The following is a 22,588-nucleotide window of genomic DNA, read 5'->3' on the forward strand; positions in this document are numbered from 1 at the left end:
TGATCGTGCAACCCGAGGATCGCGCAGCCGACGCGGCCACCCGGCGGGGCGGGCCGCTCGCGCAGGGCCGTGTAGTAGGAAGGTGTCATGTCGCTCAGCCGTGCCATCGCCCGTCCCCTGCTCGCCGCTGCCTTCGTCACCGGTGCCGCCGGTGCGCTGAAGAACAGCTCCGCGCTCGCCGAGAAGGCCGAGCCCGTCACCGAGAAGCTGGTGCCGCTCGTGCGCCGGGCCGTCCCCCAGTTCCCCTCGGACCCCACCCTGCTGGTGCGGGTGAACGCCGGCGTGCAGCTGGCCGCCGCGCTCGGGCTGGCCACCGGCAAGGCGCCGCGCTGCTCCGCCGCCGTCCTGGCCGCGACCATGGTGCCGACGACGTGGGCCGGCTACCCGTTCTGGAAGGCCGACTCCCCGGCCGCCAAGAAGGAGGCCCAGATGGGCTTCACCAAGAACGTCTCCCTCGTGGGCGGGCTGATCATCGCCGCCGGCGACACCGACGGCGCCCCCGGCGTCGCGTGGCGCACCAAGAAGGCCGCCTCGGACGCCTCCAAGGGTGCGAAGTCCGCGGCCAAGAGCGCCAAGCGCGAGGTGAAGTCGGCCAAGCGGGCCGCCAAGGCCGAGGCGAAGCTGGCCGCCAAGAGCCTGCCCGGCGCCTGAGCCGCCGGCCACCCGAACCCCTGCTCGCTCCCGACCGACGCCGGTCTCCCCGCTCGCCCGAGCGTGCGGAGGCCGGCGTCGTCGCGTCCACCGACTACCCTCGGCCCGTGAGCAGCGCCCCCTCCAGCACCGACCTCTACGACGCCCCCGCCGCGGCCGGGCCCGTCGACCTCGTCGTCTCGCTGCCCGGCAGCAAGTCGCTCACCAACCGGGCCCTCCTGCTGGCCTCCATCGCCGAGGGTCCCTCGGTCGTCCGCCGGGCCCTGCGCAGCCGCGACACCACGCTCATGGCCGCGGCCCTGACCTCCCTCGGCGCCCACGTGGACACCAGCAGCGAGGACTGGCGGGTCACCCCCGCCCCCTTCACCGCGGACGCGGCGGTCGACTGCGGCCTGGCCGGCACCGTCATGCGCTTCGTGCCGCCGGTGGCAGCACTCTCCTCGGGAACCGTCGCCTTCGACGGCGACGCCCACATGCGCAACCGCCCCGTCGGCGAGGTCCTCACCGCGCTGCGCGGCCTCGGCGTCGCCATCGAGGACGAGGGCCGCGGGGCGCTCCCCTTCACCGTCCGCGGCTCCGGGTCGGTGCGCGGCGGCCTGGTGACGCTGGACGCCTCGTCCTCCTCGCAGTTCATCTCCGCCCTGCTGCTCGCCGGCGCCCGCTACGAGCAGGGCGTCGACGTCCGCCACGTGGGCAAGCCCGTGCCGTCCCTGCCGCACATCGAGATGACGGTGCAGGTGCTGCGGATGCACGGCGTCGAGGTGGACACCGACGGCGCCAACCGGTGGGCCGTCGCTCCCGGGCCGGTCGCGGCCGTGGACCACGTGATCGAGCCCGACCTCTCCAACGCCGCCCCCTTCCTGGCGCTGGCCGCTGTGACCGGCGGCCGCGTCGTCGTGCGCGACTGGCCGGCCGAGACCACGCAGGCCGGCGACGTGCTGCGCGACCTGCTGACGCAGATGGGCTGCCAGGTCTCCTTCGTCGACGTCGCCGACGCACCGACCGGCCGCGGCCTCGAGGTCGTCGGCCCCAGCGTGCTGGCGGGCGTGGACGTCGACCTGCACGACGTGGGCGAGCTGACCCCGGCCGTGGCGGCGCTGGCCGCGCTGGCGCAGGGCCCCAGCCACCTGCGCGGCGTGGAGCACATCCGCTTCCACGAGACCGACCGGCTCGCGGCCCTGGCCACCGAGCTGCGCGGCCTCGGCGCGGCAGTGACCGAGCACCGCGACGGCCTCTCCTTCACCCCCGCCCCCCTGAGCGGCGGCGTGTTCCGCACCTACGCCGACCACCGGATGGCCCACGCCGCGGTGATCGCCGGGGCGGCGGTGCCCGGCGTCCGCGTGGAGGACGTGGCGACGACCTCGAAGACCTTCCCCGACTTCGCCGGGTTCTGGTCCGGCCTGCTGGCCCGGCCCACCGGGTCGTCGAGCGAGGGCTGAGCATGGCGCGGAGCCGCTACGGGCGCGAGGACGTCGAGCACTACGAGCGACCCCGCCGCCGCACGCGACCCCGCACGAAGGACCGGCCGACCTACGACGACGCGGTGCGCGGCCGCGTCGTCACGGTCGACCGTGGCCGCTTCACGCTGCTGGTCGACGGCCGCACCGTGATGGCGATGAAGGCGCGCCCCCTGGGCCGCAAGGGCGTCGTCGTGGGCGACCGCGTCAAGGTCGTCGGCGACGTCTCCGGCGACGACGGCTCGCTGGCCCGCATCGTCGAGGTCGAGAAGCGCAGCACCACGCTGCGCCGCACCGCCGACGACGACGACCCGGTGGAGCGGGTGATCGTCTCCAACGCCGAGCAGCTGGTCATCGTCACCGCGCTCGCCGACCCCGAGCCCCGCACCGGGCTGGTCGACCGTGCGCTGGTCGCCGCCTACGTCTCGGGGATGAAGCCGGTGCTGTGCCTGACGAAGGCCGACCTCGCCGACCCCGACGCGTTCCTCTCCACCTACCGCTCCCTGGGCGTGCCGTGGGTGGTCACCCAGCGCGGCGGCGACCTCGAGGAGGTGCGCGGGCTGCTGGCCGGGCGCACCTCGGTGCTGGTCGGCCACTCCGGCGTCGGCAAGTCCACGCTGGTCAACGCCCTCGTGCCGGACGCCGACCGCGAGACCGGCCACGTCAACGCCGTGACGGGCCGTGGCCGGCACACCTCCACCTCGGCCTACCTGCTGGCCCTGCCCGAGAGCTGGGGCACGGGCGCGGACGGGGCGGAGGGCTGGATCATCGACACCCCCGGCATCCGCTCCTTCGGGCTCGCCCACGTGGACCCCGAGACCCTGATCGAGACGTTCCCCGACCTCGACGAGGCCACCGAGGACTGCCCCCGCGGTTGCACCCACGGCGGCGACGAGCCCGAGTGCGGGCTCGACGAGGCCGTCACCGAGGGCACCGTGGACCCCGACCGCGTCGAGTCCTTCCGCAGGCTCCTGGCCGCCCGCTCCGAGCCCGCCTGGTAGTCGGCCTGGTGGACGGCCTGGTAGGTGGCGCGCTCAGCCCCAGACCAGCGAGGCGCCGGAGTGCCCGGCCAGCGCGATCACCACGATCATCGCGACCGCGGCCAGCGCCGTGGCGACCGGCGCGGCGGTCGCGAGCACGCCGTGCAGGCGCCGCTGGAGCGCCGTGGTCGCGATCGCGAGCACGCCGAAGAGCAGGGTCAGGTTCCGCGCCAGCTCGCCGCCCTCCTCGTGGTCGTGCATGCCGTCCAGCTGCCGCAGCTGCTCGCGGCTCTCCAGGAGCGACTCGCCCGAGACGGCCGCGAGCACCAGGAACACCATGGCCGCGACGGCGCCGACGAGCAGCGGCCACCGCAGGAGGCCGCGCCAGGCGGGACGCAGGTAGGCGAGGCTGACCAGGCCGGCGAGCGGGCCGAGGACGACGGCGCCGTGCACCACGAGGGGGTGGGCCGGGAGCCCCAGGATCTCCATGGACGAGGAGGCTAGCCGGGGTGTGACCCGACCGACAGGGCCCGCACCGGTAGCCTGCTCACCGTGGCTGAGCCCGACTACACCGACGACCTGCGGCTGGCCCATCTCCTGGCCGACGACGCCGACTCCCTCACCAGCAGCCGGTTCAAGTCGCTCGACCTGCACGTGATGGCCAAGCCTGACCTCACGCCCGTCACCGACGCCGACCGCGGCGTCGAGGAGGCCATCCGCCGCACCCTCTCCCGCGTGCGCTCGCGCGACGCCATCACCGGCGAGGAGGAGGGTTCCACCGGCACCTCCGCGCGCCGCTGGATCGTCGACCCGATCGACGGCACGAAGAACTTCGTCCGCGGGGTGCCGGTGTGGGCCACCCTCATCGCCCTGGCGGTGGAGGACGAGGTGGTGTGCAGCGTCGTCTCGGCGCCGCAGCTGCAGCGCCGGTGGTGGGCCCAGAAGGGCGGCGGCGCCTTCACCGGCAAGTCGCTGATGAAGGCCCAGCAGATCCACGTCTCCGACGTGCGCCGCCTCGAGGACGCCTCGTTCTCCTACTCCTCGCTCTCCGGCTGGGAGGAGCGTGACCGGCTGGACGAGGTGCTGGCGCTCATGCGCCGTGTGTGGCGCACCCGCGCCTACGGCGACTTCTGGTCCTACATGCTGGTGGCCGAGGGCGCGGTCGACATCGCGGCCGAGCCGGAGCTGGAGCTCTACGACATGGCGGCCCTCGACGTGATCGTGCGCGAGGCCGGCGGCCGGTTCACCTCCCTCGACGGCAATCCCGGCCCCTGGGGCGGCAACGCCATCGCCTCCAACGGGCACCTGCACGAGGCCGCCCTCGGCTTCATCGGGTCCCTGCCCGACTCCGACGACCCCGACCCCGACTGGCCGCGCACCGGCCCCGGGTCGGTCTCGCCGCTGCGGGGGCGCTGAGCAGGGCGCCCACCCGAGGACCAGCCGCCCTCAGACCAGCCGGGGCGCCGGGCGCGGGAGCAGCAGCGCGATCCGGTGGCCGGCCATGACCACTCGCGCGGCCTCGTCCACGACCTGGTTCAGCACGGGCACCCCGTCCACGCGGGTGGAGCCGGAGAGGGCGCTGAGCACCAGCCGCCCGGCGCCGTCGCGCCCGAGCACGGCGTGCCGCGCGTGCAGTCCCGGGAGCACCACGTCGCAGGAGGGGTGGGAGCCGAAGACGAGGGAGCCGGAGCCCACGGCCACGCGCACCTCCCCCGCGACGTGGGCGACCTCGCCGGGCTCGGGGACCCGGGCCGTGCGCTCGGCCTCGCGCCGACGCCGGGCACGGATGGCCCGGAAGCCGCCGGGCAGGTCGGTGCCGGCGCGCTCGGTGAGCGGGACGACGGGCGCCAGCGTGCCCTCACCCTCGTCGGTGGGGGTGCTCATCGCGCGACCCCCATGCGGTCGCGCGTGCCGGTGGCGCTCATCGGTCCCACTCCTGCTCCGGCGGTGCCGGACTAGCCCGTCCTCATCCTCGCTCGTGACACGGATGGCACGAACACAGTGTTGAGGTTTACGCTCTGATTGTGAACACAACGTTGAGGTCTGCGCAAGCCGCCCCCTGGAGCATCGGGGACCTGGCCGAGCGGACCGGCGTGAGCCCCGCGACGCTGCGCATGTGGGAGGCCCGGCACGGGTTCCCGACGGCCGTCCGGCTCGACGGCGGGCACCGCCGCTACACCGACGCGGACGTCGCCGCCGTCCGTCGTGTCCTGGCCCGGCGCGACGCGGGCCAGCGCCTCGACGCCGCCGTGGCGGCCGAGCAGGCGACCTCCCCCACGCAGGCAGCGGCCCCGGTCTCGCTGTGGGCGCACCTGCGCGAGCGGCACCCGGCGCTGGCTCCGCAGCGGCTGACCAAGGCCACGCTGCTCGGGCTCTCGTGGGCCATCGAGGACGAGGCCCTCGCCGTGGCCGGGCAGGGTGGCTACCTGGTCGGCCTGTTCCAGCGCGAGCGGCACTACCGCTCCGCCGCGGCCCGGTGGCGCGACCTGGCGGCGGGCACCGCGTCCTGCTTCGCGCTCGGCGCCGGCCTGAGCGGTTCCGACGCGGAGACGGCAGGCCCCGACCTCGCCGGCCTGACGGATGCCTCTCCCCTCCGTCGGGAGTGGGCGGTGGTGCACGACCACCCGCGGCTGCCGATGGTGCTGACCGCCTGGGAGCCGCCGGGGCAGGCCGACCGGCCCGACCGGGAGCGGGTCTTCGAGACCCTGTGGAGCGTCGAGCCCGCCGTCGTCCGCGACGCCGCCCGCCTGACCCTGGGCGCCCTGGCGTCGCCGGGCACCGGCGTCCAGGACGTCTCCCCCGCCGCGGCCGACCGCGCGCGTGCGGCCGCGCAGGCGCTCGCCTCGCCTGCTGCGCCGGACGTCGACGTCACCGCGGTGACCCGGCTGTTCAACCGGGTCCTGGGCTACGTGGACCGCACCGCCCGACACCGTCCGCTGGACTGACGCCCACGGCCTCGCGGCACAGGCCGGACGGACCGGTTACGGAGCCGAGGAGGTCGCGGGCTCGGCGTCCTCCTCGCGCGCCGCGAGGGTCTCGGCCAGCTGGTCGAAGGCCGGCGGCTTCTCGACCAGGCCGAACCGGTCGGCCGGCCAGACCCGGGCGAAGACCTTGCCGACCACCAGGTCGACGTCCACGTAGGCGTCCGAGGCGTCGCACGTCTCCGCCTTGCTCGTGCACTGCAGGTGGTAGCTGGAGTCCGCCGAGTTGTCGCGGTGGTCGCCCATCACGAACAGCTCCCCGTCGGGGACGGGCCCAGCGGTCCAGTCGCAGGCGCCGACCATGGGGCCGTCGCAGCGGCTGTTGTTCTCGATCCACTCGTCCGAGGAGTCCAGCGGCACGCCGTTGATCTCCAGGCGTCCGCGGTCGTCGCAGCAGTGGATCGTGTCGCCCGCGACCCCGATCACGCGCTTCACCAGGTGCCCGCCGGTCGGGTAGAGCCCGATGCGGCTCAGCGCCTCGGTGAGCGGGTTGGTGGCGGTCACGGCCTCGTTGGCGTCGAGCCAGCCGCCCGGGTCGGCGAAGACGATGACGTCGCCGCGCTCGGGCTCCCCGGAGCCCCAGTAGGAGGGCTTCTGGACGAGGATACGGTCGTTGACCTCCAGCCCCGGCTCCATGGAGCGGGAGGGGATGTAGAACGCCTGGACGAGGAACGTCTTCACGAGGATGGCGAGGACGACCGCCAGCACCAGGAGCAGGATCGACTCCTGCCACACCGGCATCCGCTTCTTCTCCGTCGGCGCCTCGTCGGCCGCCGACGGGCCGGCGTTCTCCTCGGTCACGTGCCCTCGTCCCCTGCTCGTCCGGCCACCGCGTCCCGGCAGCCTGGCAGACCATACCGCCCACTCCGACACCGGAGCCGTAGCACCCGATCGCGCCGAGGGCGACCACGCTCCCCGCGGTCCGGCCGCGCTGGGGACGCGCGACTGTGAGCCTGGTCACAGCCCGGGTTCGCCAGTACCGTCCCGTCATGCGTATCGGAGAGATCCTCGCCGCCAAGCAGCACCAGGACGTCCTCACCGTCGACCCGGACGCCGGCGTGCGGGCGCTGCTCGGCATGCTGGCCGAGCACAACGTCGGCGCGCTCGTGGTGAGCCGCGACGGACGCGAGATGCTCGGCATCGTCAGCGAGCGCGACGTCGTCCGCCACCTGCACCACGACGGCACGGTCGTGAACAACCACGTGGGCGCGATCATGACCGGCGCCGTCCACACCTGCACCCCCGACGACGAGATGGACGACGTGCTGGGGCAGATGACCCACCAGCGGGTGCGGCACGTGCCGGTGCTCGACGAGGGCACCCTCGTCGGGATCGTCTCGATCGGCGACCTGGTCAAGCACAAGATCGACGCCCTCCAGTTCGAGCGCGACGCCCTGGACTCCTACGTCAACCAGGGCTGAGGCCCCGGCCTCCGGCTCCGGACTTCAGCCCCCGGCGCCCTCGCCGCGTAGGCTCACGCCCATGGACAAGCCCGAGATCGACTTCCCCGACTTCGACCCGCCCGCCGACCTCATGATCGAGGACATCACCGTCGGTGAGGGCGACGAGGCCCAGGCCGGCCAGGCCGTCTCCGTGCACTACGTGGGCGTCGCCCACTCCACCGGCGAGGAGTTCGACGCCTCGTGGAACCGCGGCCAGCCGCTGCAGTTCCGCCTCGGCATCGGCCAGGTCATCTCCGGCTGGGACACCGGCGTGCAGGGGATGAAGGTCGGCGGCCGCCGCAAGCTCGTCATCCCGCCGCACCTGGGCTACGGCGACCGCGGCGCCGGCGGCGTCATCAAGCCCGGCGAGACGCTGATCTTCGTCGTGGACCTGCTGGGCGTCTCCTGACCCCACCCCGCCCGACGTGCGAGGGCCCGCACCGACTCGGTCGGTGCGGGCCCTCGTGGCGTTCCGGGGCGGGGGCCGCTCAGTCGCCGCGGACGGCGTGCAGGTCGGCCAGCGACGGGTAGGCCCACCGCAGGTAGGGCAGCGGGATGCCGGTGGCGCGGGCGATGCTCTCGTGGTCGGCACGCTCGGGGCCGAGGTCGCCGAGCGCCTGCGCGATCGCGACGATCCGCTGACGGGCGCGGCCCGCGCGGGCGGCGGTGACGGTGCCCGAGGCGCCCCGGCCGCGGGTGGCCCGGACGTGGCGGGGCGGGTGCGCGGGGGCCTGGGTGAGCAGGTCACCCAGGCCGGCCTCGACGGCCCAGGCCCGGGTGCTCTCGACGTCCGCGGTCATCTGGGCGACGAGCTCGGCCGAGCCCTTGAACCGGCGCTGGCCGCGCAGCAGGCGGTGCAGCCGCACGACCACGCGGGAGCCGTACAGGTCGCCGTCGAAGTCGACGAGGTGGGCCTCGAGCAGTCGCTCGCCGTGGCGGCGGTAGTAGGTGGGGCGCCGCCCGACGGAGACGGCGGCCACGCAGACGCGCTGCTCGGTGCCGCAGGCGATCACCACGGTGGCGGTCCACACGCCGTCGCGGACGCCGTCGAGCGGGACGCCGACGTTGGCCGTCGGGAAGCCCAGCTCGCGGCCGCGCTGGTCACCGCGCTCCACGACACCGACGAGCGGTCCGTGCACGGCGCTCGGGAAGGCGGGGGCGCTCAGCTCGACGGGGGCGGCGAGGGTCGTCACGGGTGTTCCTCCAGGGTGCGGGGAGCGCCGGCCACTCGGATCAGCCGACGACCGTAGTCCACCCCCGGCGGATTGCGCCGGGTTCACTCGGGGGTAACGCGCCTATTGCGCCTGTGACACACACGCTCCGCCGCAGGTCAGGCGCGTCCGGCCGCGAATGCGGCCACAGAGTTCCTCCCCGCGTCGGGGTGTCCGGGGCCCCGGCCGGGCCGCGCGGACCGGCGCACGGCTACCAGGGCAGGTCGTCGCCGGCGTCCGTGTCGCTCACGCGGGCGGCCTGGCCGCCGACCTCCACCACGTCCCCGACGACGAGCCGACGCCCGCGTCGCTCCTCGACCTCGCCGTTGACGCGCACCAGGCCGGCCCCGATCACCTGCTTGGCCTCCGAGCCGGACTCGATGAGCGAGGCCAGCTTCAGGAACTGGCCGAGGCGGATCGCCTCGTCGCGGATGGGGACGTCGAAGGGCTGCGGCACCCGCTCATCCTCCCCCACCGGGCCGCGACGGACCCACTCCACGCCCACGCCGCGCACACTCCGGGCCCTCACCCCGGCGGACGCTCCCGGGGCCTCAGCCGAGGAGCAGGGCCAGACCGTGGATGACGACGCCGACGAGGCCGCCGACGACGGTGCCGTTGAGCCGGATGAACTGGAGGTCCTTGCCGACGTGCAGCTCGATCCGCTGCGCGGCCTCGCGGCCGTCCCAGCCCTGGATGGTGCTGCTGATGATGCCGACTGCCTCGTGACCGTACCGACCCACGACGTGCACGACCGCGTCCGCGGCCAGCCCGTCCAGACGCGCGCGCAGGTCCGCGTCCTGCACGAGCCGCTCGGCCAGCAGGCGCACCTCCTCCAGAACGCGGGCGCGCACGAGGCCGTCGGGGTCGGTCAGCGAGCCGACCAGGGCGCGGCGCAGCGCGTCCCACACCGACACGGCGGTGGCCACCACCTGGGGCTGGTCCAGCAACCGCTCCTTGAGGCGCTCGGTGGCGGCGGCGGTCTCGGTGTCCTCCCCCAGGTCCGTCGCCAGCTGGGCCAGCCACGAGTCCAGGGCCCGGCGGGCGCGGTGGTCCGGGGTGTCGCGGACGTCGACCACGAAGCGCACCAGCTCGCGGTGCAGCCGGCTGCTGACCATCTCGTTGACGCCCTGCGGGGCCCACCACGGGGCCCGCTCCTCCACGACCTCGGCCACGGTCGCGGGGTTGGCGAGCAGCCAGTCGTGCATCTCGTCGAGGACGAGGTCGACGACCCCGTGGTGCAGGTCGTCCCGCATCGCCTCGGTGAGCATGGAGCCCAGCAGCGGCGCGAGCCGCTCGTCGCGCAGGCGCGGCACGAGGCCGTCCTCGACCAGCAGCCGCACGTGCTCGTCGGTGACCCGGGCCAGGGCGGTGCCGAGCAGGTCCGAGCCCTCGTCGACCAGGCGCTGCCGGGCCTCGGGGCGCGAGAGCCAGGTGCCCACCCGCTCGGAGACGCGGGCCGCGGCGAGACGGTCGCGCACCACGTCCTCGGCCAGGAAGTTCTCCGAGACGAACTCCGAGAGCCCCGCGCCCAGGTCGTCCTTGCGCCGCGGGATGAGGGCGGTGTGCGGGATCGGCAGGCCCAGCGGGTGGCGGAAGAGCGCGGTCACCGCGAACCAGTCGGCCATCGCGCCGACCATCGACGCCTCGGCGCCGGCGTTGACGAAGCCCCAGAACCAGTGGTCCTCGAACGGCAGCGTGACCGCGTAGGTGATCGCGGCGACGAGCAGCAGCCCCAGGGCGATCAGCTTCCAGCGCCGTAGGTCGCGGGCGCGGCGCGCGTCCGCCTCCTCCCCCGCCACCAGGCCGGCCCCGAGCGCGCGGGCGCCGCGGGGCCCGCGGGACCCGGCAGGGTCGGACGGAGGGGTGGACGGACTGGGTGGCGTGCTGGCTGGCGTGCTCATCGCCCCCGATCATGCCCGGCCGCGGCGACACGGGCGTGCACGCGGGCCCGCCGGGTAAAGTCGGCCTCCCCACCCCGGGTCCCGGTGCCACCGCGCCCGGGCCCAGTCCTTCACCTCGGGAGGCCCCGTGCCCCGTCCGTCGGCCGTCTCCCCGGCTGCGCCCGCGACCCCGCCCGCCCGCGGGCTCCTCGGGGGGCCGCTCCGTGGGCCGGCGAGCGGGCTCGTGAGTGCGCTCGTCCTGTCGCTGGCCTCGGCGCTGGTCCTCGTCGCCCCGGCCGCCGCGGAAGAAGACCAGGCCTCCAGCGCCCCCGCGGCAGCCGCGCTCGCCACGGCGCGGGCGGCCCTCGCCGCGACGCCGCAGACCGCCTCCCGCGGAAGCACCGTGCAGGTCCCGGCGCGTGGCACCGGCCTCGACGCCACCCTCGCGCTGCGCGACCTGTTCCTGCTGCGCGGCGACCTGTCGGCCACCGACCGCGAGGACGCCGACGCGCTGCTCGCGCGGCCGACCGACTCCTGGGACTCCGACGCCTTCGACCGCGGCTCGAAGGTCCGTTGCCGCGAGCACGTGTGCGTCCACTTCGTCACCTCCGGCCCGGACGCCGCCACGCTGGCGTGGGTGCGACGCACCCTGAAGGTCATGGAGGCCACGTGGGCCACCGAGGTGGGGCGCCTGGGCTACCGCCGGCCGCTGAGCGACGGGTCGCTCGGCCGGCCGGCCAACGGCGGCGACGGCCGGTTCGACGTCTACCTGACGCAGCTCGCCGACCAGGGCCTCTACGGCTACTGCGCGCCCGACTTCCGGCTCACCGCGCGCCCGCAGGTGGGCGGCGGCTACTGCGTGCTCGACGACGACTTCGCCCGCGCCGAGTACGGGGCCGCCCCGGCCGAGACCCTGCGGGTGACGGCTGCCCACGAGTTCTTCCACGCCGTGCAGTTCGCCTACGACTACACCGAGGACGCCTGGTTCATGGAGTCCACCGCCACGTGGATGGAGGAGGTCGTCGCCGACAAGGTCGACGACAACCGCCAGTACCTGCGGGCGGGCCAGGTGCGGCATCCCGAGCTGCCGCTCGACGAGTCCACCCCCGGATCGCTCGCCGTCTACGGGCAGTGGGCGTTCTGGCAGCACGTGCAGGACGAGGCGAACGCCGCCGTCGTCCGCCGTGCCTGGCGGCAGGCCGGGGCCTACGCGGGGGCGGGGCAGACCTTCTCGATCCGCGCCACGACCCGCGCCCTGGCCCCCGAGCGCGGCTTCGTCCGCGCCTACGCCCGGTTCGCGGCCGACAACCTCACCCCCGGCCGCGCGTACGAGGAGGGCCGCACCTGGCCGAGCGCCCCCGTCGAGACCCACACCCTGGGGGTCGGCACCCCCACCTGGACCCGCACCAGCACGCTCGACCACCTGACCAGCAGCTCCGTCCTGGTCCGACCGGCCTCCCGGGTCACCGACGGCTACCGGCTCGTGGTCGAGGTCGACGCCCAGCGCGCGGAGGTCGCCTCCGCCGCCTACGTCGTGGTCGTGCGACGGGCTGACGGCACCCTCACCCGCCGCCTCGTCACGGCGGACGAGGCGGGGCTGGCGTCCGTCTCGGTGCCGTTCGACCACGGCACCGTGCAGGCCGTCTCCGTCACGCTGGTCAACGCCTCGACCCGGTACCGCTGCGACCGCGGCTCGGTCTGGTCCTGCGAGGGCAGCCCCCGCGACGACGGGCTCGAGCAGACCCTCACGGTCACCGCCACGCCGGTGGGCTGACGGGGCCAGCTGACGGGGCCAGCTGACGCCGGCGGGCGCCGGGTCACCTGTCGAGGTTCGTCCGAACGGATGGCTCCCCCTCGGGTGAGGGCGAGCGGGCGCGGTGCGGGGAACCGAGGAGGAGAACCCACCAGCACCCCTCCGCGCGGTCCGCCCGCGCGGAGGACACGGAAGGACTCCCGCATGGACCTCGGCATCACCGGCCGCACCGCGCTCGTCACCGGAGGCGACTCCGGCATCGGCTGGAACACCGCCCGACTGCTGCTCGACGAGGGCGCCACCGTCATCCTCAGCGACATGGACGAGCAGTCGCTCGCCGCGTCCGCGGAGAAGCTCGAGGCGCCGGAGGGCCGCCTGCACACGGTCACCGCCGACCTCTCCACCGACGAGGCCTGCCAGGCCCTCGGCGCGCGGGTCGAGGAGATCCTCGACGGCGGCTCGCTCGACATCCTGGTGCACTGCGCGGGCGTGACCGGCGCGCAGGGCCTCTTCCACGAGATCGACGACGAGGGCTGGGTCTCCACCCTCACCACCGACCTGCTCGCGCCGGTCCGCGTGACCCGCGCCGTGCTGCCCGCGCTGCGCCGCGGCGGCTGGGGCCGCGCGGTCTTCCTCGCCTCCGAGGACGCCGTGCAGCCCTACGACGACGAGATCCCCTACTGCTCGGCCAAGGCCGGCGTCCTCGCCTTCGCCAAGGGCCTCTCGCAGACCTACGCGGGCGAGGGCCTGCTGGTCAACTGCGTCTCCCCCGCCTTCATCCACACGCCGATGACGGACAAGATGATGGAGCGCCGCTCGAAGATGGAGGACATGTCCTTCGACGAGGCCGTCGAGACGTTCCTCTCCGACCAGCGCCCGCACATGGAGCTGGGTCGCCGCGGCGAGCCCGACGAGGTCGCCAACGTCATCGTCTTCCTGTGCTCCGAGGCCGCCAGCTTCGTCAACGGCTCCAACTACCGGGTCGACGCCGGCTCGGTGGCGACGATCTGACCCGGCCCCGACGAGAGGAGAGAGCCATGACGCGCTACGACTACCTGATCATCGGCGGCGGCATGAGCGCCGACGCCGCCGCGCAGGCGATCCGCGAGAAGGACGAGAACGGCACCATCGGCATCCTGTCCGAGGAGCCCACCCAGCCGTTCCCCCGGCCGGCGCTGAGCAAGAAGCTGTGGACCGACCCCGACTTCACGCGGGACGAGAACTGGCTCGGCACCGTCGAGGCGGCCCGCGCCGACGTGCTGCTCGAGCACCGTGTCGTCGGGGTCGACACCGATGCCCGGTCGGTGACCTGCGCCAACGGTGACACCTACTCCTACGGCCGGCTGCTGGTCGCGACCGGTGGGCACCCGCGCACGCTCGAGGGTCTGCCCGAGGGCGAGCGGGTGCTGTACTACCGCTCGCTGCGCGACTACGAGCGCCTGCGCGCGCTGACCTCCGGGGACGGCCTGGCCGACGTCAAGCCGCACGTCGCCGTCGTGGGTGGCGGCTACATCGGCACCGAGATCGCCGCCGCGATGCTGGGCGAGGGCTGCCAGGTCACCCTCGTCCACCCCGACGAGGTGCTCGGTGAGAAGACCTACCCCACCGAGCTCGCGCGCGAGCTGGACCAGGAGTTCCGCTCCCACGGTGCGACCGTGCTCGCCGGGGCGCGGGTCACCGACGGGGACGAGGAGGGTGACGGCGTGCGGCTCAACCTCTCCGACGGGTCCGTCGTGGAGGCCGACGTGGCGGTCGTGGGGCTCGGCATCGAGCCGGCCACCGGCTTCCTGTCGGGATCGCTGCGGCGAGCCGAGGACGGCAGCATCCTCGTCGACGACCGGCTGCGCACCTCCGCGCCCGACGTGTGGGCCTGCGGCGACGTGGTGACCTACCCGGACGCCGTGCTGGGCCTGCGCCGCGTGGAGCACGTCGACAACGCCACCACCATGGGCGCCGTCGCCGGCCGCAACCTGGCCGGCGCGGAGGAGGTCTACGACCACACGCCGATGTTCTACTCCGACCTCTTCGACCTCGGCTACGAGGCCGTGGGCACGCTCGACGCCTCGCTGGAGACGTTCGTGGAGGACGCCGGCGACGGCGGCCGGATCGTCTACTACCTCACCGACGACGAGGTGGTCGGCGTGCTCGGCTGGAACGTCTTCGGCAGGACGGAGGACGCGGTCGCGCTGCTCGCGCGCCACAGCCGCCCCGCGGACGCCTCCGACCTGGCCGGCGCGCTCGGCTGAGCGACCGCTTCCGTCGGGCCGGTGCCCGGGGCCCCTCAGGCCCCGGTGTACCGGCCCGGGCGGTGGTTGATCGCGAGCACGAGGTTGAGCAGCGCCGCGCCCACGGCGGAGAGCAGGACGATGGCGGGCGCCTGCACGGCGAAGCCGGCCAGCACCACGCACACGTCGAGCACCATCTGCACGTAGCCGGCGCGCAGGCCGAGCCGCTCCTGGGCGAGCAGCGCCACGATGTTGAAGCCGCCGAGGCTCGAGCCGTGCCGGAAGACGATCAGCAGGCCGATGCCGACCAGCAGGTTGCCGGTGAGCACCGCGTACGGGGAGGCCAGGTCCCCCAGCACCGCGAAGTGCGCGTGCGCGCTGGCGAAGACCGAGACCAGCACGACCGAGACGAGGCTGCGCACGGTGAACTGCCAGCCCTTGGTGAACACCGCGACGGCGAAGAACGGCAGGTTCACCAGCACGAACATGACGCCGAAGGGCAGGCCGAGCGCGTAGGAGACGACGATCGCGAGGCCCGCGGTGCCACCGGTGACCGCGCCGACGTGGGTCAGCAGCGAGACGCCGAAGCTCACCGTCCAGGTGCCCGTCAGCACGCCCAGCACGTTCTCCAGGCGGGAGTGCGGGACGACGGCGGGGGCCTGCGAGGGTCCCTGCGCCGGGGTCGGGGTCTCGGGCTGGGACGCGGTCACGTGCCCAGGGTCGGGCTCGCGACCGCGTCCTGCCAAAACGAGCGGGCCGTCAGCCGAGGTTGCCCGAGAGCCGCTCGTGGCGTGCGGTCGAGTCCTCGTTGAGCCCGTGGATCTCCACCGTCTTGCCCTTGCGGCCGTACTTCGTGGTGACCGAGTCGAGCGCCGCGACGGTCGAGGCGTCCCAGATGTGGGAGTCGGTCAGGTCGATGACGACGCGATCCGGGTCCTCCGCGTAGTGGAACTGCGCGTAGAGGTCGTTGCTGGAGGCGAAGAACAGCTCACCGCTGACGGTGTAGCGGGCCACCTCGGCCCCGTCCTCGACGACCACCGCGCGCTCGACGCGGGCCAGGTGGGCCACCCGCTGGGCGAAGAGCACCGAGGCGATGAGCACACCCACGATGACGCCGTAGGCGAGGTTGTGGGTGAGGACGGTGACCACGACCGTGGCGAGCATGACGGCGGTCTCGCTGCGCGGCATGGAGTGCAGCGTGCGCAGGCTGTGCCAGTCGAAGGTGCCGACCGAGACCATGATCATCACCGCGACCAGCGCGGCCATCGGGATGCGGGCCACCAGGTCGCCGAGGCCCACGACCAGGATCAGCAGCAGCACGCCGGCGCTGAAGGTGGAGAGCCGGCTGCGCGCGCCGGAGATGCGCACGTTGATCATGGTCTGGCCGATCATCGCGCAGCCGCCCATGCCGCCGAACGCACCGGTGACGATGTTGGCCACGCCCTGGCCCCAGGCCTCGCGGGTCTTGGACGAGCCGGAGTCGGTGATGTCGTCGACGAACTTGGCGGTCATCAGGGACTCGAGCAGGCCGACCAGCGCCATCGCCAGGGCGTAGGGGGCGATGATCTCGAGCGTGTCGAGGGAGAACGGCACGTCGGGGATCACCAGGGACGGCAGGGACTCCGGCAGCGCGCCCTCGTCGCCGACGTTCGGCAGCGACATCCCGCTGGCCAGGACGATGGCGGTGATGATGACGATGGCGACCAGCGGCCCCGGCACCAGCTGGGTCACCCGCGGCATGCCGACGATGATCAGCAGCCCGAGCGCCACCATCGGGTAGACCGCCCACGGCACGTCGATGAGGTTGGGCAGCTGCGCGGTGAAGATGAGGATCGCCAGCGCGTTGACGAAGCCGACCATGACCGAGCGCGGCACGAACCGCATCAGCTTGGCCACGCCCAGCACGCCCAGCACGATCTGGAAGAGGCCGGCCAGCAGCACCGTGGCGATGAGGTAGTCGACGCCGTAGTTCAGCGCCACGGGCGCCACCACGAGCGCGACGGCGCCGGTGGCGGCCGAGATCATCGCGGGGCGGCCACCGACGATCGCGATGGTCACGGCCATCGTGAACGAGGCGAACAGGCCGAGGCGCGGGTCGACGCCGGCGATGATCGAGAACGAGATCGCCTCGGGGATGAGGGCGAGGGCGACGACCAGGCCGGCCACGAGCTCACGGCGCAGGAGGCGCGGGCTGCGGAGGACGGTCCGGACGAGGTGGCCCTCGGGGTCGTCGGTCACGGTCGAGGTGGCGGTGGCTGACACGTGCCGTGACCCTACCCTTCCGTTACGGAAGGGTTGAACTCCCCGAGGTCGACTCCGTGGTGTGATCCGGGACACCTGCTCCGTGGGTCGGACCGTCGATCGGCACGCCGGCCGGGGCGTCGGACAGCGCCTCCAGACGGTCCCCGAGACCCGTCGCGAACTCCTCGGCCATGCCCAGCTCGCGGCGCGCCTTCTCCGCGCGCTCGGTGGCCTGGGCGTGGACGGCGGCCAGCCGCTCGAGCAGCGCCGCGCGCTGCGCACCGGCCGCGCCGGCGTCCAGGGCGTCGACGACCTCCAGCAGGTCCCGCATGGCCTCGAGCGGGAAGCCGAGCGGCTTCATCCGCTTGATCAGCAGCAGGCGGTCCACGTCGGCGTCGGCGTAGAGCCGGAACCCGCCGGCGGAGCGGTCCGCGGGCACGACGAGACGCATCTCCTCGTAGTAGCGGATGCTGCGCAGGCTCAGCCCGACGCGCTCGGCGACCTCGCCGATCTGGAGCAGCGACACCGGGTCAGAGCGCGGCGAGCGCGGCCTGGAGCCGCGTCCGGGCGTCCTCGGCCACGCCGCACAGCGGCGCGTCCGCGTCCACGCCGGCGAGGCCCACCATGGCCTGGGGGTCGAACGCCTCGACGACGGTGCCGGCCTCGGTCTCGCGGACGACGACGTTGCACGGCAGGACGGCGGCGATCGACGGCTCGGCCTGGATGGCCGCGTGGGCCAGCGGCGGACGGCAGGCCCCGAGGATGACCTGGGGCGCGATGTCGACGTCGATCTTGGCCTTGAGCGTGGCCTGCATGTCGATCTCGGTGAGCACGCCGAAGCCCTGCTCGGCCAGGGCGGCCCGGGTCGCCTCGACGGTCTCGGCCCACGGGCGGTCGAGGGTGCGGATGAGGGTGAACGAGGCCATGACACGCTCCACGGGTCTGCGACGTCCCGGTCGCCGCCGGGCTTGCCCCGACCCTAGCGAGGACCCGGGCGGGCCGCCCTCACGGGAGCCGAGGCAGCAGCGGCGGCGCGACCGTCAGGCGGGCGAGCGTCTCGCGCAGGTGCACGGCGATGCCCTCGCGGCGCACCTCGACCTCGGGCGTCCAGACCCCGTCGGCCTGCATCTGCTCGGAGAGCTCGGAGTAGTACTCCAGGACCAGGCCGGCCGTGCGGGCCGTCATCAGCGCCTGGAGGTCGCCGCGCTCGCGGCCCATCCGCGCGAGCACGGCCTGCTCCAGCTCGCGGCGCTCGTCGGCGACCAGCTCCAGCACCCGGCCGCGCACGGACGGGGTGGCGTGGACGACGGCCTGGGCGCGCGTCACCAGGCTGTGCTCGCGGGGCGCCGCGAGCACGTCCAGCAGCATCTCCCCCAGCGCCACCTCGATCGGCTCCTGCTCGGGACGTCGCAGCAGGGCGTCCGCGAGACGCCCGACCACCTGGAGCGGCTCGACCAGCAGGAGGTCCTTGGAGGCGAAGTAGCGGTAGAGGGTCGAGGAGCCGACGCCGGCGGCCGCGGCGATCTCCTCCATCGTCGTGCTCTCGTAGCCATGGTCGAGGAACAGGCCGAGAGCGACGTCCAGGATGGTGCGCCGCGTCCTCGCGGCGTTCTCCTCACGCAGTCCCATGTGGGCATGCTAACAGTAACTCCCATCTTGGGAGTTACTCCCAGATTTGCCTACACTCGACCCTGTCGCCGACCGATGGTGTGATCGAGACACACCTGTGGATCGACCGGCGGACCCGAACCCTGATGGAGGACCCGCGATGGCATGGCACCTGTTCCGACTCGGAAGGGGCTCGTTCCGGCACCGCCGACTGGTGGCGAGCCTGTGGCTGGCCCTCCTGGTCGCCGTGGGCATCGGCGCGACCACGCTGGGGGGTGAGACCTCCGACAACTTCGAGCTGGACGGGATCGAGTCGACCGACGCGTTCTCCCTGATCGAGGACCGCACCCCCGACTCCGGCATCGACGGCGCGACGGCGCAGGTGGTCTTCCAGGCCCCGGACGGCGAGACGCTCACCGACCCCGCCAACCAGCAGGCCGTGAGCGACGCGCTGGCCGCCGTGCAGACCGAGGACGTCGTGAGCGTCTCGGACCCGTTCACCACCGGCACCATCAGCCAGGACGGCACGGTCGCCTACGCCTCGGTCTCCTACACCGTCCAGGCGATCGAGATGACCGAGGCCGACCGCGACGCCCTCGACGACGTGAAGACCACCGGCGAGGACGCCGGCCTGCTCGTCGCCGTGGGCGGCGACGCCGTGGCACCGGAGACCGCTCCGCCGGTGGGCGAGGTGATCGGCATCGTGGTGGCCCTCGTGGTCCTCTCGCTGACCTTCGGCTCGCTCGTGGCCGCGGGCATGCCCCTGCTGACCGCGCTCATCGGCGTCGGCATCGGCTTCCTGGGCATCACCGTGCTCACCGGCTTCGTGGAGCTCTCCTCGACCACCCCGGCGCTGGGCTCCATGCTCGGCCTGGCCGTCGGCATCGACTACGCGCTGTTCATCATGTCCCGCTACCAGCACGAGGTGGCCCAGGGCCGCGACCGGGAGGAGGCCGCCGGCGTCGCCGTCGGCACCGCCGGCTCGGCCGTGATCTTCGCGGGCCTCACCGTCATCATCGCGCTGGCCGGCCTCTCGGTCGTCGGCATCGGCTTCCTGACCCAGATGGGTCTCGCCGCCGCCGCCATGGTCGCCGTCACGGTGCTGCTCTCGCTGACGCTGCTGCCCGCGATCCTCGGGTTCGGCGGGTCCCGGGCCATCGGCCGCGCCGCCCGGCGCGAGGTCGCCGAGGAGAAGGCCGAGGCGACCGGCACCGCACCCGCCAAGGAGCACCTCGGCACCCGCTGGGCAACGTTCCTCAGCCGGTTCCGGTGGCCCGCCGTCATCGGCGGCGTGGTCCTCGCCGCCGTCATCTCGATCCCCGTGGCCTCGATGGAGCTGGCCCTGCCCGACAACGGCACCGCCGCCGAGGGCAGCGACGCCCGCGTCGCCTACGACCTGATCTCCGACAACTTCGGCCCCGGCTTCAACGGCCCGCTGGTCGTCGTGGTCGACACCGCCGGCGCCGACGACCCGGCCGCGGCCTACCAGACGGCCTTCGCCGAGCTGGGCGGCGTCTCCAACGACGTCACCGCGATCGTGCCGGCCGTGACCAGCGACTCCGCGAAGGCCCAGCAGGCCTTCGCCCAGCAGCTGGACGCGGTCCAGTTCGCCACCATCACGGTCATCCCCTCCTCCGGCCCCTCGGACCAGGCCACCAAGGACCTGGTCAGCGACATCCGCAGCACCCTGGCCGACCTCGAGGACGAGACCGGCGCCCGCGCGCTGGTGACCGGTCAGACCGCCGTCGGGGTCGACATCTCCGACGAGCTGGCCGCCGCGTTCCCGAAGTACCTGCTGGTCGTGGTGGGCCTGGCCTTCGTCCTGCTGGTGCTGGTCTTCCGCTCCCTGCTGGTGCCGCTCAAGGCTGCCCTCGGCTTCCTGCTCTCGGTGGGCATCTCGCTGGGCGCGACCGTGGCCGTCTTCCAGTGGGGCTGGCTCGGCTCCGTCATCGGGCTCGACGGCGAGTCGCCGGTGATGTTCCTGCTGCCCATCCTGCTCACCGGCATCCTGTTCGGCCTGGCGATGGACTACGAGGTGTTCCTCGTGACCCGGATGCGCGAGGCCTGGGTGCACGGCACCGAGGCCCGTCGCGCGGTGATCGACGGCTTCCAGCACAGCTCCCGGGTCGTGGTGGCCGCCGCGTTGATCATGATCGGCGTGTTCGCGGGCTTCGCGCTGGCCGACGACGTGATCATCAAGTCGATCGGCTTCGCGCTGGCGATCGGCGTGCTGGCCGACGCGTTCCTGGTCCGCATGCTCATCGTGCCGGCCGTGATGGCGATCATCGGTGAGCGGATCTGGTGGATGCCCCGCTGGCTGGCCAAGGTGCTGCCCAACCTCGACATCGAGGGCGAGGGGCTCGTGCGCCGGCTCGGCCACGCGCCGCGCAGCACGGGTGCCGGCTCGACGGTCGACTCCCCCACCGGTTCGGCCGACTGACGCAGGCGGTCCCCGCGCGCCTCACGACGCCGGGTCGGGCTCCCGCCCGGCCCGGCGTCGCTGCTCCGGATCGCCGCCGCCCTGGTCCGCGCGGCGCAGTCGCCCCTGGTCCGTGGTGGGCCACATCCGCTCGATCTCGGCGTTGAGCTCCGCCCCGACCAGCACCACGATCGCCGAGATCCACAGCCACAGCACCACCGCGATCGGGGTGCCCATCTGCCGGTACGCGACGTCACCGGTGCCGCTGACCAGCAGGTAGGCCCGCAGCCCGGCCGCCGCGAGGACCCAGCCGACCATCGCCAGCACGGCTCCCGGCAGGTCCCGGCGCCAGGGCGTCCGCCACGGGACGCCGACGTGGTAGAGCGTCGTCAGGGCGGCCATCACCAGCAGGCCCAGCGCCGGGTAGTAGAGCCAGGACGTGGCGTCCAGCAGCGCGTTCGCCGTGCCGTCCGGCACCAGTGCGCGCAGCAGCCGGGGCCCGAGCACCAGCAGCGGCAGGATCGCCACGGCGCCCACCAGCCCGGCGACCGTCAGGAAGAACGCGAGGATGCGCCGCTTCCAGCCGGAGCGGGCCTCGGCCTCGGCGTCGTAGGCGATCACGATCGTCTCCAGGGAGCGGTTGACCGCCCGCGACCCGGTCCACAGCGCCAGCACCAGGCCGATGCCCGCCACGTCCGCGCGGCCCTGGGAGAGCACCTGCTCGGCGACGTCGGAGTAGGCCGCGTAGGTGGAGTCGGAGAGCACCGTGGACGGCAGCCCGTAGACCACCGTCTCCAGCTGCTGGGTGTTCTCGGCGTCCAGCGCCGCCGCGACGTAGCCCAGCGAGCCGAGCAGCACCAGCAGCAGCGCCGGCAGCGAGATGAGCGTGAACAGCGCCGTCTCCGCCGCCAGCCCGGGCACCCGGTCGTCGAAGGTCTCGCGGACCGTCACCACCGTCAGGTCCCACACGGCCCGCAGCGGGCGCGGGAGCCGGTCGCGCACCCGGTCGGCGTGCGCGAGGGCGCGGCGCTCCGCCTCGTCCCGACGCTCGCGGACCTGGCCGGTGACCCGGTCCCCCACCTGGCGCCCGGCGCGACGCAGACGGCGTGCGCGACGCTCGAGCCGCCGGCTCGTCGAGCGGTCCTCGTCCCTGTCCGGCACGGCGCTCATCCCAGGAACCTCAGGTCTGGTCGGTGCCGGGCCCCATCGTGAGGTCGACCATCAGCTCGTCGGCCAACTGCTCCAGCGGGCCGCTCACCGCCGCCGCGTGCAGGTCGGCCGGCACGCTCAGCCGGGCCTCGACCTCGAACAGCAGGCCGCCCGCCATCGGGGCCTCGGTGACCGAGGTGGCCAGCTCCTCGATGCCGACCCCGTGGCCGGCCAGCGCCGCGGAGACCTCGGCCAGGATCCCGGGGCGGTCCTGCCCGACCAGGTGCAGGTACCAGTGGTCGACGCCCGCGGCGTCCTCGGGCCGGCTCTCCGGCTGGGCGGGCGCGACCCCGACCGTGAGGCCGGCCGCCGACAGGTCGACCAGCGCGGCCTCCAGCGCCACCACCTGCCTGTCGGGGACGTCCACGAGGACGACACCGGCGAACTTGCCTGCCAGCCGCGCCATCTCGGAGCGCTGCCAAGAGCCGCGGTGGTCGGAGATCGCCGCGGAGAGGGCGGAGACGAGGCCGGCGCGGTCGTCGCCGATGACGGTGAGCACGAGGGTGGCCATGGCGGGAGGCTAGTGCCTCC

General features: G+C 73.9%; 24 protein-coding genes. 11 read left to right on the forward strand and 13 right to left on the reverse strand.

What is annotated here, in order from left to right; genetic code table 11:
* Positions 1-87 precede the first annotated feature (87 nt).
* From M8316_RS05430 to rsgA, 3 genes are all read left to right on the forward strand, one after another.
* Positions 88-651, forward strand: a complete 564-nt coding sequence (locus tag M8316_RS05430) for a DoxX family membrane protein (RefSeq protein WP_250052710.1) — start codon at positions 88-90, stop codon at positions 649-651.
* A 107-nt stretch (positions 652-758) separates the two neighbouring features.
* A complete protein-coding gene (gene aroA / locus M8316_RS05435) occupies positions 759-2,090 on the forward strand; it encodes a 3-phosphoshikimate 1-carboxyvinyltransferase (protein WP_250052713.1) in 1,332 nt (443 codons plus the stop codon).
* A gap of 2 nt (positions 2,091-2,092) precedes the next feature.
* Positions 2,093-3,109, forward strand: coding sequence for a ribosome small subunit-dependent GTPase A (gene rsgA / locus M8316_RS05440; protein ID WP_250052715.1), 1,017 nt, complete (start codon positions 2,093-2,095; stop codon positions 3,107-3,109).
* Positions 3,110-3,142: 33 nt separating this feature from the next.
* On the opposite strand, the gene M8316_RS05445 is transcribed toward rsgA, so the two are convergent.
* Positions 3,143-3,577 (reverse strand): DUF2231 domain-containing protein, encoded by a 435-nt coding sequence (locus M8316_RS05445; RefSeq protein ID WP_250052717.1) that lies wholly within the window; start codon positions 3,575-3,577, stop codon positions 3,143-3,145.
* A gap of 63 nt (positions 3,578-3,640) precedes the next feature.
* On the opposite strand from M8316_RS05445, the gene M8316_RS05450 reads away from it, so the two are divergent.
* Positions 3,641-4,504, forward strand: a complete 864-nt coding sequence (locus tag M8316_RS05450) for an inositol monophosphatase family protein (RefSeq protein WP_250052719.1) — start codon at positions 3,641-3,643, stop codon at positions 4,502-4,504.
* A gap of 30 nt (positions 4,505-4,534) precedes the next feature.
* Here the strand turns inward: M8316_RS05450 and M8316_RS05455 are convergent, their stop codons facing one another.
* Positions 4,535-4,972 (reverse strand): FHA domain-containing protein, encoded by a 438-nt coding sequence (locus M8316_RS05455; RefSeq protein WP_250052720.1) that lies wholly within the window; start codon positions 4,970-4,972, stop codon positions 4,535-4,537.
* 140 nt (positions 4,973-5,112) lie between these two features.
* Here M8316_RS05455 and M8316_RS05460 point away from each other — a divergent pair, with 140 nt between their 5' ends.
* On the forward strand, positions 5,113-6,033 hold the full coding sequence (locus M8316_RS05460) for a DICT sensory domain-containing protein (RefSeq protein ID WP_308195964.1): 921 nt from the start codon (positions 5,113-5,115) through the stop codon (positions 6,031-6,033).
* Between the two features lie 36 nt (positions 6,034-6,069).
* Here M8316_RS05460 and lepB read toward each other — a convergent pair whose 3' ends face one another.
* Positions 6,070-6,870 carry a signal peptidase I gene (gene lepB / locus M8316_RS05465; RefSeq protein WP_250052723.1) on the reverse strand — a complete coding sequence of 267 codons (801 nt, stop codon included), beginning with the start codon at positions 6,868-6,870 and terminating at the stop codon, positions 6,070-6,072.
* A gap of 188 nt (positions 6,871-7,058) precedes the next feature.
* Between lepB and M8316_RS05470 the strand changes: the two genes are divergently transcribed.
* On the forward strand, positions 7,059-7,490 hold the full coding sequence (locus M8316_RS05470; protein WP_250052725.1) for a CBS domain-containing protein: 432 nt from the start codon (positions 7,059-7,061) through the stop codon (positions 7,488-7,490).
* Positions 7,491-7,551: 61 nt separating this feature from the next.
* Positions 7,552-7,920 (forward strand): FKBP-type peptidyl-prolyl cis-trans isomerase, encoded by a 369-nt coding sequence (locus tag M8316_RS05475; protein ID WP_250052727.1) that lies wholly within the window; start codon positions 7,552-7,554, stop codon positions 7,918-7,920.
* A gap of 79 nt (positions 7,921-7,999) precedes the next feature.
* Here M8316_RS05475 and M8316_RS05480 read toward each other — a convergent pair whose 3' ends face one another.
* The 3 genes from M8316_RS05480 to M8316_RS05490 all read right to left on the reverse strand — a co-directional run bounded on the left by M8316_RS05480 (position 8,000) and on the right by M8316_RS05490 (position 10,623).
* Positions 8,000-8,704, reverse strand: coding sequence for a riboflavin kinase (locus M8316_RS05480; RefSeq protein ID WP_250052729.1), 705 nt, complete (start codon positions 8,702-8,704; stop codon positions 8,000-8,002).
* A gap of 229 nt (positions 8,705-8,933) precedes the next feature.
* Positions 8,934-9,179 (reverse strand): RNA-binding S4 domain-containing protein, encoded by a 246-nt coding sequence (locus M8316_RS05485; protein ID WP_250052731.1) that lies wholly within the window; start codon positions 9,177-9,179, stop codon positions 8,934-8,936.
* Between the two features lie 94 nt (positions 9,180-9,273).
* Entirely contained in the window at positions 9,274-10,623 is a 1,350-nt protein-coding gene (locus M8316_RS05490) for a DUF445 domain-containing protein (protein ID WP_250052733.1), read from the reverse strand.
* Between the two features lie 223 nt (positions 10,624-10,846).
* Here M8316_RS05490 and M8316_RS05495 point away from each other — a divergent pair, with 223 nt between their 5' ends.
* The 3 genes from M8316_RS05495 (at position 10,847) to M8316_RS05505 (ending at position 14,601) form a co-directional block, all read left to right on the forward strand.
* A complete protein-coding gene (locus tag M8316_RS05495; protein ID WP_250052734.1) occupies positions 10,847-12,376 on the forward strand; it encodes an MXAN_6640 family putative metalloprotease in 1,530 nt (509 codons plus the stop codon).
* A 183-nt stretch (positions 12,377-12,559) separates the two neighbouring features.
* Positions 12,560-13,366 carry an SDR family NAD(P)-dependent oxidoreductase gene (locus M8316_RS05500; RefSeq protein WP_250052735.1) on the forward strand — a complete coding sequence of 269 codons (807 nt, stop codon included), beginning with the start codon at positions 12,560-12,562 and terminating at the stop codon, positions 13,364-13,366.
* Positions 13,367-13,392: 26 nt separating this feature from the next.
* Positions 13,393-14,601 carry an NAD(P)/FAD-dependent oxidoreductase gene (locus M8316_RS05505; protein ID WP_250052736.1) on the forward strand — a complete coding sequence of 403 codons (1,209 nt, stop codon included), beginning with the start codon at positions 13,393-13,395 and terminating at the stop codon, positions 14,599-14,601.
* Between the two features lie 35 nt (positions 14,602-14,636).
* On the opposite strand, the gene M8316_RS05510 is transcribed toward M8316_RS05505, so the two are convergent.
* From M8316_RS05510 to M8316_RS05530, 5 genes are all read right to left on the reverse strand, one after another.
* On the reverse strand, positions 14,637-15,290 hold the full coding sequence (locus M8316_RS05510) for a DUF6198 family protein (RefSeq protein WP_250052737.1): 654 nt from the start codon (positions 15,288-15,290) through the stop codon (positions 14,637-14,639).
* 49 nt (positions 15,291-15,339) lie between these two features.
* Positions 15,340-16,842, reverse strand: a complete 1,503-nt coding sequence (locus tag M8316_RS05515; RefSeq protein WP_250052738.1) for a SulP family inorganic anion transporter — start codon at positions 16,840-16,842, stop codon at positions 15,340-15,342.
* A gap of 22 nt (positions 16,843-16,864) precedes the next feature.
* Positions 16,865-17,347: a MerR family transcriptional regulator gene (locus M8316_RS05520; protein ID WP_250052739.1), complete on the reverse strand. Its 483-nt coding sequence runs from the start codon at positions 17,345-17,347 to the stop codon at positions 16,865-16,867.
* Between the two features lie 4 nt (positions 17,348-17,351).
* The gene (locus tag M8316_RS05525; protein ID WP_250052740.1) at positions 17,352-17,747 is read right to left on the reverse strand and encodes a DUF302 domain-containing protein; all 396 of its coding nucleotides are present in this window, start codon (positions 17,745-17,747) and stop codon (positions 17,352-17,354) included.
* Between the two features lie 79 nt (positions 17,748-17,826).
* Positions 17,827-18,450: a TetR/AcrR family transcriptional regulator gene (locus tag M8316_RS05530; protein WP_250052742.1), complete on the reverse strand. Its 624-nt coding sequence runs from the start codon at positions 18,448-18,450 to the stop codon at positions 17,827-17,829.
* 139 nt (positions 18,451-18,589) lie between these two features.
* Between M8316_RS05530 and M8316_RS05535 the strand changes: the two genes are divergently transcribed.
* Complete coding sequence (locus M8316_RS05535) at positions 18,590-20,869, forward strand: MMPL family transporter (RefSeq protein ID WP_250052744.1); 2,280 nt, start codon at positions 18,590-18,592, stop codon at positions 20,867-20,869.
* Between the two features lie 21 nt (positions 20,870-20,890).
* On the opposite strand, the gene M8316_RS05540 is transcribed toward M8316_RS05535, so the two are convergent.
* Positions 20,891-22,018 (reverse strand): YihY/virulence factor BrkB family protein, encoded by a 1,128-nt coding sequence (locus tag M8316_RS05540; protein WP_250052746.1) that lies wholly within the window; start codon positions 22,016-22,018, stop codon positions 20,891-20,893.
* Positions 22,019-22,028: 10 nt separating this feature from the next.
* Entirely contained in the window at positions 22,029-22,568 is a 540-nt protein-coding gene (locus M8316_RS05545) for a glycine cleavage system transcriptional repressor (protein WP_250052748.1), read from the reverse strand.
* Positions 22,569-22,588: the final 20 nt, after the last annotated feature.

This window comes from Nocardioides bruguierae, from assembly GCF_023554635.1.
Lineage (GTDB): Bacteria > Actinomycetota > Actinomycetes > Propionibacteriales > Nocardioidaceae > Nocardioides > Nocardioides bruguierae.

What these genes read in the sequence shown, in the direction of transcription:
- M8316_RS05455 (WP_250052720.1), bottom strand. Translation starts at nt 4,972, where the DNA reads ATGAGCACCCCCACCGACGAGGGTGAGGGCACGCTGGCGCCCGTCGTC.
- rsgA (WP_250052715.1), top strand. Translation starts at nt 2,093, where the DNA reads ATGGCGCGGAGCCGCTACGGGCGCGAGGACGTCGAGCACTACGAGCGA.
- M8316_RS05475 (WP_250052727.1), top strand. Translation starts at nt 7,552, where the DNA reads ATGGACAAGCCCGAGATCGACTTCCCCGACTTCGACCCGCCCGCCGAC.
- M8316_RS05470 (WP_250052725.1), top strand. Translation starts at nt 7,059, where the DNA reads ATGCGTATCGGAGAGATCCTCGCCGCCAAGCAGCACCAGGACGTCCTC.
- M8316_RS05535 (WP_250052744.1), top strand. Translation starts at nt 18,590, where the DNA reads ATGGCATGGCACCTGTTCCGACTCGGAAGGGGCTCGTTCCGGCACCGC.
- M8316_RS05490 (WP_250052733.1), bottom strand. Translation starts at nt 10,623, where the DNA reads ATGAGCACGCCAGCCAGCACGCCACCCAGTCCGTCCACCCCTCCGTCC.
- M8316_RS05500 (WP_250052735.1), top strand. Translation starts at nt 12,560, where the DNA reads ATGGACCTCGGCATCACCGGCCGCACCGCGCTCGTCACCGGAGGCGAC.
- M8316_RS05530 (WP_250052742.1), bottom strand. Translation starts at nt 18,450, where the DNA reads ATGGGACTGCGTGAGGAGAACGCCGCGAGGACGCGGCGCACCATCCTG.
- M8316_RS05545 (WP_250052748.1), bottom strand. Translation starts at nt 22,568, where the DNA reads ATGGCCACCCTCGTGCTCACCGTCATCGGCGACGACCGCGCCGGCCTC.
- M8316_RS05525 (WP_250052740.1), bottom strand. Translation starts at nt 17,747, where the DNA reads ATGGCCTCGTTCACCCTCATCCGCACCCTCGACCGCCCGTGGGCCGAG.
- M8316_RS05540 (WP_250052746.1), bottom strand. Translation starts at nt 22,018, where the DNA reads ATGAGCGCCGTGCCGGACAGGGACGAGGACCGCTCGACGAGCCGGCGG.
- M8316_RS05430 (WP_250052710.1), top strand. Translation starts at nt 88, where the DNA reads ATGTCGCTCAGCCGTGCCATCGCCCGTCCCCTGCTCGCCGCTGCCTTC.
- M8316_RS05505 (WP_250052736.1), top strand. Translation starts at nt 13,393, where the DNA reads ATGACGCGCTACGACTACCTGATCATCGGCGGCGGCATGAGCGCCGAC.
- M8316_RS05445 (WP_250052717.1), bottom strand. Translation starts at nt 3,577, where the DNA reads ATGGAGATCCTGGGGCTCCCGGCCCACCCCCTCGTGGTGCACGGCGCC.